Source organism: Micromonospora arborensis (assembly GCF_003205615.1).
Classification (GTDB): Bacteria; Actinomycetota; Actinomycetes; order Mycobacteriales; family Micromonosporaceae; genus Micromonospora; species Micromonospora arborensis.
This window is the reverse complement of record NZ_PYBV01000015.1, coordinates 1-13,305: the sequence shown is the minus strand read 5'-3', so window position 1 is coordinate 13,305 and position 13,305 is coordinate 1. Positions and strand designations below refer to the sequence as shown.

Below are 13,305 nucleotides of genomic sequence, written 5' to 3'. Positions count from 1 at the left end.
ACCTGTGCCGAACTCCCCCTTCTCCCTCGATGCTCTGGAGCAATACTCGCCGACCATCGACGAGCCGGACGACTTCGACCAGTTCTGGCGCGACACCCTCGCCGAGGCGGTCGCCCGGCCGGTGCTCGTCGACGTCCGGCCAGAGCCCACCGACCTGCGACTGCTCGACTCCTGGGACGTCACCTTCGCGGGCTTCGGCGGTGACCCCGTGCGGGCCTGGTACACCCGCCCGGCTGGTGTTGCGGAGCCCCTGCCCACCGTGGTCGAGTACCCCGGCTACGGCCGTGGTCGCGGCCTGCCACACGAGCGGCTGACCTGGCCGGTGGCCGGGTACGCCCACCTGCTCATGGACAACCGGGGCCAGGCGGGGCAGTACGGCGCGGGCGACACCGCCGACCCGCACGGCGCACCCGGTGGGCCCTCGCCGGTCACCTGGGGGATCCTCGACCCGCGGGACTACCACTACCGCCGCCTGATCACCGACGCGGTCCGGGCGGTCGAGGCCGTCCGCGCCCTACCGGGAGTCGACGGTGACCGGGTCACCCTGGTCGGCAACAGCCAGGGCGGCGGCATCGCCCTGGCGGTGGCCGGTCTCGTCGACGACCTCAGCGCGGTGCTCACCACCGCCCCGTTCCTCTGCGACATGCGCCGGGCGGTCCAGGTCAGCGATCCCGCGCCGTACGGCGAGATCGCCCGCTACCTGGCCGTGCACCGGGACGCCGAGGACGCGGTGTGGCGCACCCTGTCCTACGTCGACGGGGTGAGCTTCGCTCGTCGCGCGACGGCGCCGGCCCATTTCGGGATCGGGCTGCGCGACACCGTCTGTCCGCCGCGAACCGGCTTCGCCGCCTACAACCAGTACGGCGCGGCGGCCCGGCTACCGGTCCCGCCGGCGCGCGAGATGCACGTCTACCCGTTCAATGGTCACGAGGGCGGCGAGGCCGTGCACGTCCGGCGTCAGTTGCGCTGGCTCGACTCGGTGCTCCACCCGGCGCACGCATCCACGAACTGACACCGCCGCACCACCCCGAGCCATAGTCGATCACCGATCTATTGCTCGTGTTAGCGATAACACGCTATGGTGCGTCAGCGGAGTGCCGGGCACACTCCCGCACCGCGAATCGGTACGACCACCAGTGAAGACGTCCGGGTTCTTGGTCGTTCCGCAGCCCCACTCCCCGCGTACCACGTGCTGGCGGCATCCGGCTCCTCGGTGGCCGCTGTTGTCGCGCACCCACCACCGGAGGAAGTCCCATGAGCAGTGCAACGCTCGGCCATCCCGTTCCTCCCCCACCCACCGCCACCGCAGCGCCGCCGAAGCCCCGGCGGGCTCGCCTGTGGTGGGCCGCCCTGGCGGCCGTCGCCGCCGTGGCCGCCGCCGTACCGATCGCGACCACTCCCGCGAGCGCGGAATCCAACGGCGGCGTACGCGTGATGCCCCTCGGCGACTCGATCACCGACGGGTTCAACGTCCCGGGCGGTTACCGGATCGAGCTCTGGCAGCGGTTCACCAGCGGCGGTTACCGGATCGACTTCGTCGGCTCCCAGTTCAACGGCCCATCCAGCCTTGGCGACCACGATCACCAAGGCCATTCCGGGTGGACGATCGCCCAGATCGACGCCAATGTCGTCAACTGGTTGCGGGCCACGAATCCCCGGACGGTGCTGCTGCACATCGGCACCAACGACATGTACGGCGACACGTCCGGCGCCCCGGCCCGGCTCGCCACCCTGGTCGACCGGATCACCAACACCGCACCGAACGCGGACGTGTTCGTCGCGACGATCATCCCGAAGTCGGGTGCGGACAACCAGGTCCGGGGCTACAACGCCGCGATCCCCGGAATCGTGCAGAGCCGGGCCGCCGCCGGTAAGCGCGTCCACCTGGTCGACATGTACCGCGCTCTGACGCTCAGCGACCTGGCCGACGGGGTGCATCCCAACGCCACGGGCTACCGCAAGATGGCCGTGGCCTGGTACGACGCTCTCCGGTTGGTGCCCGGCAGCATCGGCGGCGACACACCTCCGACCACGGCTCCACCCACCACCGCGCCGCCGACCACCGCGCCACCCACCACTCCCCCGCCGTCCGGCGGGTGCCGCGTCGCGTACACGGTCAACGCCTGGGGCAACGGTCTCACCGCATCCGTTTCGGTGACCAACACGGGCAGCACGCCGGTCAACGGTTGGGCGCTGGGATTCACGCTGCCCAGCGGGCAGACCATCACCAGCGGCTGGAATGCCAGCTACTCCCCGTCGAGCGGGGCGGTGACCGCTCGCAACGTCTCCTACAACTCGACGATCGCGGCGAACACCTCGGTCGACATCGGCTTCCAGGCGACCCACACCGGCAATGCCGGCCGGCCGTCCGCGTTCACCCTCAACGGCACCGCCTGCGCGGTCGCCTGACGTTTCAGTCGCGGTGCCGGGCAGCACGGGCCCGGCACCGCACCCCTTGGACCACCCTCGGAGGCCGGCAGCAATCAGCGCTGCCTGACGGAAATGTCCTTGGTGAGGCGGGTGGTTCCGTCCGGGCGGTCGAGTGAATCCGACTGGTATCCCTCACTGCGGTAAAGGTCGATGTTGCGCAAGCTCTTCGCGCCGGTGGACAGCAGAACACGACGGCAATCAGGTCCCGCGCTGGTTTCGGCGGTGCGTAGCAGCCAACGACCGAGCCCATGCCCCCGCAGGTCGGGCACGACGGCGAGCCGACCGATGTGCCAGTCGGTGCCGTCGCGACGCGCCCGCACCATGCCCAGCAGTCGGCCGTCCAACCAGATGCCCGTGACGTGCCAGGCCTCCAGCCAGTCGCGCACCTCCTCCAGCGACTCATGCAGGGCCGGTATGGCCAGGGTGTCGTTGACGACGGCCTCGTCCACCCAGCAGCACCGCTGCAGCACCGTGACCTCGGCCGCGTCGTCGGGGGTCAGTCGCCGCACGTACGACCCGGGCAACGGTCCAGACAGCGCCCCGACTCGGCCGCGTTCGCGCAGTGGCCGCAGAGCGTGGGCAACCCGGACCACCTCATCGAGCAACCCGAGACCCGTCGCGTCACGGGTCGCGTCGGGACGCAGTTGTCCACTCTCCACCGCCTCGCCGATGCGAATCGCGACCGTGGCGCCCACCGGGACCAGGCGGAGGGTCGTCACCACCTGCTTGGCATGCTGAACCGACCGGGTGCCCGCCGACGTGTTGCCGTAGCTGACGAAGCCGATCGGCTTCCATGCCCACTCGCGGCTGAGGTAGTCCAGCGCGTTCTTCAGCGTCGCCGGCATCCCGTAGTTGTATTCCGGCGTGACCACGATGAAGCCATCAGCCGCGTCGACGATCGCGCTCCACCGACGTGTGTGTTCCTGCTGGTAAACGCCCGACGACGGATGCTCCTCCTCGTCGAGGAACGGCAGGTTCAGCTCGCCGAGGGCCACCGGCACGAGCTCGACGCCGAGCGCCGCAGCACGAGAGGCGACCGTTTCGGTCAGCCACTGGGCCACCACCGGGCCGAGGGCGCCTGGGCGGGTGCTGCACGTCAGGACGAGGACACGCGTAGGTTTCGTTGACATGGAAACGAGCATAGGTGGTAGCTTGTTTACATGTCAACTACACCGCCGGTCGGGGCCGTACCCTGGTTGAACCCTGATGAGGAACGCGCCTGGCGGGCGTTCCTGCGCGTCGTGGTCGCGGTCCAGACCGGCACGGCGCGCGACCTGGCCGCGGTCGGGCTCTCCGAACCCGACTACGAGGTGCTGAGCACCCTGTCGGAGCGGACCGGCCACACCAGCAGCCTGGGCGAACAGGCCGACAAGATGGGCTGGTCACGCAGCCGGCTGTCCCGGCACGCCACCCGGATGGAGTCCCGCGGTCTGCTGCGGCGCACACCCGACCCAGCCGACGGCAGAGGTTGCTTCCTCGTGCTCACCGAGCAAGGCCTGGAGGCACTCGAGGACGCGGCACCGGCCCACGTTCAGTCGGTACGACGCCACCTCATCGACCGGCTCGCCCCGGACGACCTCGCCGCCATCGAGCAGATCGCCCGCAGGCTGGAGGAACCCCAGGTCGGCGACGATCGACCAACCACCTGAGTCAGGCTGGGGTGAGGAGGCAGAACTCGTTGCCTTCCGGGTCGGCAAGGACCTTCCAATGGACAGCGCTTTCGCCGAGGTCGACGGCGGTGGCGCCGAGCGCCAGCAGTCTGGCCGCCTCGGCCTCCAGGTCGTCACCCGGGTACGGGCGGACGTCGAGATGGACACGATTCCACCCGACCTTCACATCGGGTGTGCGGACGAACTCCAGGTATGGGCCGACGCCCTTGGCCGAGCGCAGTACCGCCTTGTGGTCGGTCACCTCGTGCAGCGTCCAGTCCATGGCGTTGCTCCAGAAGCGGGCCATGGCTCGCGGATCCGCGCAGTCGACCACGACCGCGGCGATCGGTCCGGTGTCCCGGTAGAGCGGTCGGGGGTCCAGCACACAGAACTCGTTGCCCTCCGGGTCGGCCATGACCGTCCATGGGACGTCGCCCTGGCCCACGTCGGCGGTTGTCGCGCCGAGATCCTTCAGACGCGTGACCATCGCCGCCTGCTGGGCCGCCGAGGAGGTGGCGAGGTCGACGTGCACGCGGTTCTTGACCGTCTTGGGTTCCGGCGAGGCGATGAGGTCGACGCAGACGGCGACGGGGTCGGGGTAGACGAAGCCCTCGGGTTCGAGGTTGGTCACGCCGGGCCCTTCGCTGGAGAGCCCCCAGCCGAGGACCTCCGCCCAGAAACCGCCAAGCGCGGAGTCGTCCCGAGCCTTCATGTTGATCTGCACAAGCCGCGTCGCCACGGCGACAATGCTAGCGGCAGCCGGGCGCCTGAAGATCAGCCGTTCTGGTCTCTCGACAGTGCCGGATGTCGACCGGTACGGCACGCCCGTCATGAGCGGACGCTGTTCACCACCGGACGAGTTCGGCAAGTGCGGCGCTGGTCGCTTCGTCGGCCGGGAGGAATGCTTCCAGGCGCAGCTCGGCGATGGTGACGTCGGTGGCGGTGCCGAAGTGGGTGAGTGTGGTGATGAGCCGCAGTTCCCGGTTGTCCGGGCCACCCGTGCGCAGGTGCAACGGCACCGCGAACCCGAGGTGGTGTGGCGAGAGCTGCCGTGGCCGCGCGGGTGCCAGGTCGACGAGTTCCGCGACGAGGCGCTGGAGCCGGTCGCTCGGGTGGCGGACGCTTTCGGCCTGGACACTGCCGATGATGTGCCAGGCCCACTCGTCGAGGTTGACGATGCGGGGTGCGAGACCGCGCGGGTGCAGCAGGACCCGGGGGACGCTCACCGGTGGGGTGAGCAGGTGTGGGTCCACTCCGCGGGTGATCATGTCGAAGCCGGCGTTGGCGGAGACGAGGTCGCCGTGCCGGTCGACGATCACGGCCGGGTACGGCAGGTGGCCGTGCAGGACGCGTTCGAGGGCGGTTCGGATCGGTGCCAGTTGAGGGTCGTCCAGCTCGCGCTGCGGGTACACGGGGGCGAATCCGGCGGCGAGGAGCAGTTCGTTGCGTTCGCGAATCGGCACCTCCAGCGATTCGGCCAGCCGTATGATCATCGCCCGGCCCGGGGTTGAGCGTCCGCTCTCGATGAAGCTGACGTGCCGTTGCGTGGTGCCGGCCCGCACCGCCAGTTCGAGTTGGCTGACGCGTCGTCGGGTGCGCCACGTACGTAACGCGCCCGCGAGGCCGCCAGCTGCGGATTCGGTGATCATTCTTCCTGTGTACCGGGTGCCGCGCCGGTTGGCGATTCCCTCCGGGGAATTGTCGCGGCGCGGCCGACGCAGAACAGTCGTGGTCGCAACGATCATCACGACCGAAGGATCACGATGGCTGACATCGACGTGGAGAACCCCACCGACCTACCCCCGTCCGTGCGGAGCTACCACGTCAACAGCGGCGACGGCATCGACGGCCTGACGTTGCGTACCCACGAACCACGCACACCAGGTGTCGGCGAGGTCGCAGTCGCGGTCCGCGCCGCCTCGCTCAGCTTCCGCGATCTGCTGGTGCTGCGCGGGCAGTACGTGCTGCCCGTCAAACCGGACGTCATCCCCGTCTCCGACGGTGCCGGGCAGGTCGTCGCCGTGGGGCCAGGTGTCCAGCGGGTACGACCGGGCGATCGGGTCACCGCCACGCTGTTCCCGCATTGGCAGGATGGCCCCCTGACGCCGTCATGCCTGCCACAACTGGGAGGCTCCCTCGACGGCATGCTCACCGAACTCGCCGTCCTCCCGGAGCAAGCCCTCGTTCCGGTCCCCGAACACCTCTCCTACGCCGAAGCCGCGACGCTGCCGTGTGCCGCCGTCACCGCGTGGAACGCGCTGACCGGGGACGGTCCTGGGATCCAGCCGGGGCACACGGTGCTCACCACCGGCTCGGGCGGCGTATCCCTGTTCGTCGTACAACTGGCCAAGCTGCTCGGCGCGAGGGTGATCGCCACGACGGGCCAGGCGGAAAAGGAGCAGCGCCTTCGTGACCTCGGCGCGGACGAGGTCGTCAACTATCGGGCCGTTCCCGACTGGCACACCGCGGTCCGCGACAGCACCGGCGGGCGCGGGGTCGATCGGGTCGTCGACACCGCCGGAACACTGGAGCAGTCGCTGAGGTCGCTCGCCATCAACGGGCACGTCGCGTTCGTCGGGTCTCTCTCCGGTGACTGGCCACCACTCGACCCTCGCCTGCTGTTCGGCGTCGCCGCGACGGTCCGGGCGTTGGCGGTCGGAAGTCACGCCCAGTTCACCAAGCTGAACGAGATCATCACCGCGCACCAGCTTCGCCCCGTCACCGACCGAGTGTTCCCGTTCGAGGAGGCCGGCGCGGCGTTCCGGCACTACGAGTCGGCCAGCCCGTTCGGAAAGGTCATCGTCCAAATCCCATAACCGGGCGGTACGGCGACGGGACCGGAACCAATCCAGTTACCCGCAGGCAGGAGGGGGCGGCAACGGATCCCGTCGCCGCGCCTCAAGGCGTCAACGACCTTCAGCTCCGTAGAGCCGGCTGACCGTCTCGGCTACGCAGACCGGCTTGCCGCCGCTGTCGCTCTCCACGGTGACCGTCGCGACCAACTGCACACCGCCGATCACCGGGGACACTTCGGCGATGGTGGCGGTGGCCCGTACGGCGGCACCGACCCGCACCGGGGCGGGAAAGCGGACCCGGTTCAGCCCGTAGTTGACCCCCATCGCCACCCCCTCGACCCGGTAGAGCTCGCGGGCCAGCGCCGGCAGCAGCGACAGCGTCAGGTACCCGTGGGCGATCGTCGCGCCGAACGGGCCCGCCGCGGCCCGGACCGGGTCGAGATGAATCCACTGGTGGTCGTCGGTGGCGTCGGCGAAGAGGTCGACACGGCTCTGCTCGATACGTTGCCACGGACCGGGCCCGAGGTGTTCGCCGACCGCGGCTGACAGTTCCTCGAACGAGCTGAAGACTCTCATGCCAGGTCTCCTTGGAGCTAGAAGGCGTTGACGCCGGTGAGCGCGCGTCCGATGAGGAGTTGCTGGATCTGGCTGGTGCCCTCGTAGAGGGTGGCGACCCGGGCGTCCCGCAGGTACTTGCCGACCGGGTATTCGTCGACGTAGCCGTACCCACCGAAGACCTGGACCGCGTTGTTGGCCGCGCGGACGGCGGCCTCGCTGGCGAAGAGCTTGGCCATCGACGCCTCGGTCGCGAACGGCTGGTCGCGGTCGATCAGGTCGGCCACCTGCCAGACCAGCAGCCGGGCGGCGGCGGTGTCCACCGCGATGGCGGCGAGTAGTTGTTGGACGAGCTGGTGGCCGGCGATCGGCTTGCCGAACTGGGTTCGCTGCCCGGCGTAGCCGACGGCGGCGTCGAGGCAGCCCTGGGCGATGCCGACACAGCCGGCGGCCACCGACATCCGGCCCTTGGCGAGGGTCGCCAGGGCCAGCCGGAACCCGCTGCCCTCGGCGCCGAGGCGGGCGGTGTCGGGGACGCGTACCTCGTCGAAGCGCAGCTCGCCGGTTGCCTGGCCGCGCAGGCCCAGCTTGCCGTGGATCTCCCGTCGGGCCAGGCCGGGGCTGTCGGTGGGCACCAGGAACGCGGTGATGCCCCGGTGCCCGGGGCCGCCGGTGCGGGCGAAGACCAGTGCGACGTCGGCGGTCGTGCCGTTGGTGATGAACGTCTTCGTGCCGGTGAGCAGCCAGTCGGCGCCGTCGCGGACCGCGCGGGTCCGCAGCGCGGCCGCGTCGGAGCCGCTGTCCGGCTCGGTCAGCGCGAAACAGCCGAGTGCGGTGCCGGCGCAGAGTCGGGGCAGCCACTCGGTCCGCTGTGCCGCCGTCCCGTGCGCGGCGATCGACTTCGCGACCAGGCCGAGGGAGACCGAGACGATGCCGCGCACCGCGGAGTCGCCCCGGCCGAGCTCTTCCAGGACCAGGCAGTACGCGAGGTGGTCGCCGCCGGAGCCGCCGTCGGCCTCGGCGATGGTCAGCCCCAGGAAGCCCAGGTCGCCGAGCATGGCGACGATGGCCGGGTCGACCGACTCGCGCCGGTCCCAGGCGGCGGCGTGCGGCACCAGCTCGCGGTCGGCGAACTCCGCGGCCAACTGACGGACAGCGGCCTGCTCGGCGGAGAGGGTCAGCTCCATGGCCATTAAACTAGCGGTGATAGTTTAAGCCGTCCAGAGCGGACGGTGCCCGGCTCCACCGTCACCGGTCGGAGGTCAGGCCGACGTGCCGCTCGGTGGCGAACGCGCGGGCCAGCTCGGTGCGCGAACGGATGCCAAGTCGGTGGAACACGTTGCGCAGGTGGTGGTCGACCGTACGGGTGGACAGGAACATCCGGGCGGCGATCTCCCGGTTGGTGGCGCCCTCCGCGACCAGCTCGGCGATCCGCAGTTGCTGGCCGGTCAACAGTCGTGCCGCCGGCAGGTCCGGCGGACCGACCGACTCCCCGGCCGCCCGCAACTCCGTGGTGGCCTGCTCAGCCCAGCACGCCACCCCGAGCAGGCTGAACATCTCGCGGGCCTGGTGCAGGTGCGTACGCGCGTCGCGAGGGCGTCGGCTGCGCCGCAGTTCCTGACCGAAGAGCAGCTCGGTGCGGGCCCGCTCGAACGTGCCGGCCTCCGTCGGGTGCAGCCGCAACGCCGTCTGGAAATCCCGTTCCGCCTCGGCGCCGCCCCGCGGTGCGAGCAGCGCGTGACACCGGGCGGACAGGGCCCGGCGCAACGGGCTCGCGGTGCTGCTGGCCCAGCGGTCGAAGACGGCGAGCGCCGCCGTTGCCGCCGGTCGGTGCGCCAGGTGCGCCGCCGCCTCCACCAGATAAGGAGTTGCCATCACCTGCACGAGGACCTGACCTCGACCGGTGCCGAGCCGGGCCAGCGACGCCAACCGGTCCGCGGCCTCGGCGTGCCGGCCGTCGATGAGGTCGAGCACCGCCAGGGCCCACCCGGCGAGGGCGTGCGGACGGCTGCCCGGCGTTGGCGACTCACCGATCTCGCGGAGGTGCCGCAGACTGGTGTCGCGGTCGGCCCGGATCGCGGCGAGCACGGCGAGCATGCCCAGATGGACGCTGGCGCAGTTGATCTGACCCGAGGCGCGGGCGACCCGGAGCCCGTCGCGGGAGGTTTCCGCCGCCGCCTCGTGCCGGCCCAGCCAGTACTCGGCGACCGCCCGCAACTCCAGTGCCCGCGACAGCACGGACAACTCGCCCCGCTCCCGGGCCAACCCGACAGCGCGCTCGGCGAGCCGGTGCGCCGCGCCGTCCACCGCAACCACCAGGCCGGCCGCCGCCGCGCAATTGAGCGCGGTGGGGGTCAGCGCCGACCCGGTCAACCGGCCGCCCAGCACGACGGCGCGACGCAGCGCGGGGCCGGCTCGCTCATGGTCACCCCGCAGGGTCGCCGCCACCCCGGCGACCAGACAACCCATCAGCTCCATCACCGGTGGGTCGGTCGGTCGCCGCAACGCCAGCGCCCGACGGCCGACCTCGGCGTACCGGTACTGGTCACCGGCGAAGCAGATCGCCTCGCCGGCCCGCACCAGCCCGGACAACGCCAGTGCGCGGTCGGTGCCGGCCACCGCGGTAGCGGCGGTCAGCAACGTGACCGACGCTCCGGACGCGCGACCGCACCGCAACTCCAACTCACCGCGCAGCAGATCGGCGCGGCCCCGGACGGCCGGGTCCCTGGAGACCACGCGGAGGCGATCGAGCAGCAGTCGGGCCACGTCGGGTTGGCCCCCGGCCCAGGCGTAACGAGCGGCGGTCAGCAGGCGGGCGGCCGTCTGGGTGGGATGGCCGCTGAGTTCCGCGGCCCACCGCAGCGCCGCCGAGGCGGTGGCCCAGTCGCCGACTCCACCGGCCGCCGCTTCTTCCAGCTCGGTGGCGAGGGCCGGATCGGCACCCGCCGTCGCGGCGGCGAGGTGCATGGCCCGGCGCAACCGGTGCCCGTCCGCGACCAGCACCCCGGCGAGAAGTCGGTGTGCCGCGCGGCGCTCGGCGAGTGGCGCGCTGGCCGCGATCATCGTGCGGACCAGCGGCTGGGGGAAGGTGACGCCCCACGGTTCGACGCGGACCAGGCCGGCGACCTCCGCCGGAGCGAGCGCCTCGGCCTCGGTGCCGGCCGCCCCCGCGGCACGGATCAGGGTGCCCGGCGCACCGGCCTCGTCGAGTGCGGCGAGCAGCAGCACCCGCCGGGTGTCCGGGGGCAACCGGTCCAGACGGGCCCGGTACGCGCGGCCCAGAGCACCGTCCGCCGGCGGTGCCGTGGGCAGCGCCTCCTCCCCGCGCCACTGGGCCGGGCTGAGCACCTCGGCAAGGTCCACCAGGGCCTGCGGGTTGCCGCCACCGGTCACGGCCAGCGCGGTCAGGACCGACGCGGCGGGCCGCTCGGGCAGCCGGTCGATGAGGACGGCGACGCTGTCCCGCGCGTTCAGTGGCCGGAGTCGGTGCGCCGGTATCCCGTCGACCGTGACGGCGACGTCCGCGGTGAGCAGGACTGCGACCGGTAGGTGCCGCAGTCGGCGGGCCACGAAGGCCAGCACCTGCGCGGTCTGCGGGTCACCCCGGTCGACGTCGTCCATGGTGGCGAGCAGCGGACGGTCCCGGGCGGCGGCGGCGAGCAGCCCGAGCACCGCCATGGACAACGTCAGTTGACGATCGGCCGGGCAGCTCTCCCCGGCCAGCGCGCGGCGCAGCAGCCGGTGCTGCTCGTCCGGCAGGGCGGCGGCACGGTGGAGCACCGGGTCGAGCAGGCGTTGCAGGCCGGCGTACGGCAGCGCGGACTCCTCGGCCAGTCCGGCCGCCGCGAGCACCGTGCAGTCCTCGGCGTACCGGTGGGCGTGGCCGACCAGCGCCGTCCGGCCAGAGCCCGGCTCACCGTGCAGCAGCAGGGCCCCACCGCCACCGGTCACGCCGTCGAGCAGACTCCGGACAGCCTGCCACTCGTCGTCCCGACCACGCAGTACGGTTAGTTGCACTCTCGATGCAGTAACCATGCCAGTCAGTGTCACTCATGGGAAACCGAATGGAAAGAGGAGTTCCTCTGCCACGCGACAGCAGCGGCAGGCGCACGGGGTCGAAGCCGGTAGGGCCGGTCGGCAGGGCCGGTCGGTAGGGTCACCGCCATGACCGAGGTCGACGAGCAGATCACCGCCAAGCCTCCCCTCGCGGCCGAAGAGGCCGCCACCCTTCTGGGCTTCCTCGAGCGGCAGCGCGCGACGTTGGCGTGGAAATGCGGGGAACTGGACGCGGAGGGCCTACGGGCACAGCTCGCCCCATCGTCGATGACCTTGGGCGGGCTACTCAAGCACATGGCCCACGTCGAGGACGACATCTTTGCCTCCTGGCTGCTGGGGCGCGAGGCGGGCCCACCGTGGAACGTGGTCGACTGGGACGCCGACCCCGACTGGGACTGGCGTTCGGCCGCCGATGAGTCGCCCGAGCAGTTGGTGGCCCTTTGGCGATCTGCCGTGCTCAGATCACGGTCGGTCGTTGCAGAAGCGCTGGTCGACGGCGGCCTGGAGCAGGTGGGAAAGTTCACCAACTCCCGGGGCGAGTCACCGAGCCTGCGATACATCCTGCTCACACTCATCGAGGAGTACGCGCGACACGTTGGCCACGCCGACCTCATCCGGGAGTCGGTGGACGGACTGACCGGGGAGAGCCCGCCCGACTGAGTCCGGCGTCAGTCGGCTGCGACCTCGGCCAGCAGGGCGCCCACCGTGCGGGTCATCACCGCACGGGCCTGGTCCACGCCGAGCCCGAGGCCGTACCGCAGCATCGACCAGGCCGGCCACATGCTCGCGGCGACGAGGGCGTTGAGCAGTTGCTCCCGCCCCTGGCCGGCTTCGGTCAGCTCGACGGCGAAGAGCTCCTCGACCTCGTCGCGCACCCGGTCGATGTGCTTGAGGCGGTTGCGGTGCAGTTGGTCGGAGACCGGCTCCCGCATCTGGGCGGCCCGCGCCGACGGGGTGATGAGCTGGAGCAGTCGGGCCCGTTGCCGGCAGTACGCGTCGACCCGCTTGGCCAGCGGCAGCCCCGGTGAGATCGGGCGGTAGGCGGCGTCCTGCTGGCGGAGCACCTCCGCGCCGCTCGCCTCGAAGAGCGTCTCCATGTCCTTGAAGTTGGTCCAGAGCGTCCGCAGCGAGATGCCGGCCCGTTCGGCGATGCGTTCCCCGGTCGGGCGGAGGTCGCCTTCGGAGATGAGTGCGAGATGCGCCTCGACGATGGCCGCGCGGGTGCGCTCGGCCCTGGCGGTGCGCCCATCGACCCGGCCCACGACCTCGACCCCGTCCATCCGCCCCCGCCCCTTCACCCCCATGGCGTCCCCCGACGCCCCGTCGATTCTAGACGGGCGGTGATCAGCGGCCCCGGCCCGACCGCTGGCGTCGTCATCCGGCCCGGCCGGACAGCGAGACGCCCCCGTCGCAGACGATCGTCTGCCCGGTGATCCAGGCGGCGTCGTCGGAGGCCAGGAAGGCGACCGCGCCCGCCACGTCCGGCGGCAGACCGAGGCGAGCGGTCAGGCCGACCCGGGCGCCTTCGGCGACGAGGCGCTCGGCGATGGCCAGGCCGATGCCTCGACTGGCGCCGGTGACGACGGCGACACGATCATCGAGCCAACCCATATATGCATTCACAGTGCAAATAGTAGAAGGGCTGATCGGTGTCGGTCAACGCCCCGAAGACACCGCCGCAGGACAACGACCAGCCGGGCGTGGTCCCGCGTAACCACGCCCGGCGGGAGCGCTAGCTCCAGGGTCGCGCCGATCTTGCAGCTTCGGTTGTCGACATGGGTGGAATGCCCCTTCTGCCGAGACAGCAAGTGCAAGACGCT

Annotated in this window: 13 protein-coding genes; 5 read left to right on the top strand and 8 right to left on the bottom strand. The window is 71.2% G+C overall.

Annotated elements, in window-relative coordinates; all coding sequences use genetic code 11:
• The first annotated feature begins 4 nt into the window (after positions 1-4).
• Positions 5-1,012, top strand: coding sequence for an acetylxylan esterase (locus C7C45_RS12785; RefSeq protein ID WP_110563869.1), 1,008 nt, complete (start codon positions 5-7; stop codon positions 1,010-1,012).
• Positions 1,013-1,254: 242 nt separating this feature from the next.
• Positions 1,255-2,409, top strand: a complete 1,155-nt coding sequence (locus C7C45_RS12780) for a cellulose binding domain-containing protein (protein ID WP_244200356.1) — start codon at positions 1,255-1,257, stop codon at positions 2,407-2,409.
• Positions 2,410-2,483: 74 nt separating this feature from the next.
• Here the strand turns inward: C7C45_RS12780 and C7C45_RS12775 are convergent, their stop codons facing one another.
• Positions 2,484-3,560, bottom strand: coding sequence for a bifunctional NAD(P)H-dependent oxidoreductase/GNAT family N-acetyltransferase (locus C7C45_RS12775; protein WP_110563867.1), 1,077 nt, complete (start codon positions 3,558-3,560; stop codon positions 2,484-2,486).
• A 30-nt stretch (positions 3,561-3,590) separates the two neighbouring features.
• Here C7C45_RS12775 and C7C45_RS12770 point away from each other — a divergent pair, with 30 nt between their 5' ends.
• Positions 3,591-4,079: a MarR family winged helix-turn-helix transcriptional regulator gene (locus tag C7C45_RS12770; protein ID WP_110563866.1), complete on the top strand. Its 489-nt coding sequence runs from the start codon at positions 3,591-3,593 to the stop codon at positions 4,077-4,079.
• A 1-nt stretch (position 4,080) separates the two neighbouring features.
• On the opposite strand, the gene C7C45_RS12765 is transcribed toward C7C45_RS12770, so the two are convergent.
• Together C7C45_RS12765 and C7C45_RS12760 are read right to left on the bottom strand one after the other, a co-directional pair.
• Positions 4,081-4,818 (bottom strand): VOC family protein, encoded by a 738-nt coding sequence (locus C7C45_RS12765; protein ID WP_110563865.1) that lies wholly within the window; start codon positions 4,816-4,818, stop codon positions 4,081-4,083.
• 106 nt (positions 4,819-4,924) lie between these two features.
• Positions 4,925-5,728 carry a helix-turn-helix domain-containing protein gene (locus tag C7C45_RS12760; protein WP_110563864.1) on the bottom strand — a complete coding sequence of 268 codons (804 nt, stop codon included), beginning with the start codon at positions 5,726-5,728 and terminating at the stop codon, positions 4,925-4,927.
• A 114-nt stretch (positions 5,729-5,842) separates the two neighbouring features.
• Between C7C45_RS12760 and C7C45_RS12755 the strand changes: the two genes are divergently transcribed.
• Positions 5,843-6,895: a zinc-dependent alcohol dehydrogenase family protein gene (locus C7C45_RS12755; protein ID WP_110563863.1), complete on the top strand. Its 1,053-nt coding sequence runs from the start codon at positions 5,843-5,845 to the stop codon at positions 6,893-6,895.
• A gap of 90 nt (positions 6,896-6,985) precedes the next feature.
• Here the strand turns inward: C7C45_RS12755 and C7C45_RS12750 are convergent, their stop codons facing one another.
• The 3 genes from C7C45_RS12750 to C7C45_RS12740 form a co-directional block, all read right to left on the bottom strand.
• A complete protein-coding gene (locus C7C45_RS12750; protein WP_110563862.1) occupies positions 6,986-7,450 on the bottom strand; it encodes a MaoC family dehydratase in 465 nt (154 codons plus the stop codon).
• A 17-nt stretch (positions 7,451-7,467) separates the two neighbouring features.
• A complete protein-coding gene (locus tag C7C45_RS12745) occupies positions 7,468-8,616 on the bottom strand; it encodes an acyl-CoA dehydrogenase family protein (protein WP_110563861.1) in 1,149 nt (382 codons plus the stop codon).
• A gap of 61 nt (positions 8,617-8,677) precedes the next feature.
• Entirely contained in the window at positions 8,678-11,464 is a 2,787-nt protein-coding gene (locus tag C7C45_RS12740) for an AAA family ATPase (protein WP_110563860.1), read from the bottom strand.
• Between the two features lie 129 nt (positions 11,465-11,593).
• Here C7C45_RS12740 and C7C45_RS12735 point away from each other — a divergent pair, with 129 nt between their 5' ends.
• Positions 11,594-12,145 (top strand): DinB family protein, encoded by a 552-nt coding sequence (locus C7C45_RS12735; protein ID WP_110563859.1) that lies wholly within the window; start codon positions 11,594-11,596, stop codon positions 12,143-12,145.
• 8 nt (positions 12,146-12,153) lie between these two features.
• Here C7C45_RS12735 and C7C45_RS12730 read toward each other — a convergent pair whose 3' ends face one another.
• Positions 12,154-12,765 (bottom strand): TetR/AcrR family transcriptional regulator, encoded by a 612-nt coding sequence (locus tag C7C45_RS12730; protein ID WP_110563929.1) that lies wholly within the window; start codon positions 12,763-12,765, stop codon positions 12,154-12,156.
• A gap of 94 nt (positions 12,766-12,859) precedes the next feature.
• On the bottom strand, positions 12,860-13,108 hold the full coding sequence (locus tag C7C45_RS35690; protein WP_425271135.1) for an SDR family oxidoreductase: 249 nt from the start codon (positions 13,106-13,108) through the stop codon (positions 12,860-12,862).
• Positions 13,109-13,305 lie beyond the last annotated feature (197 nt).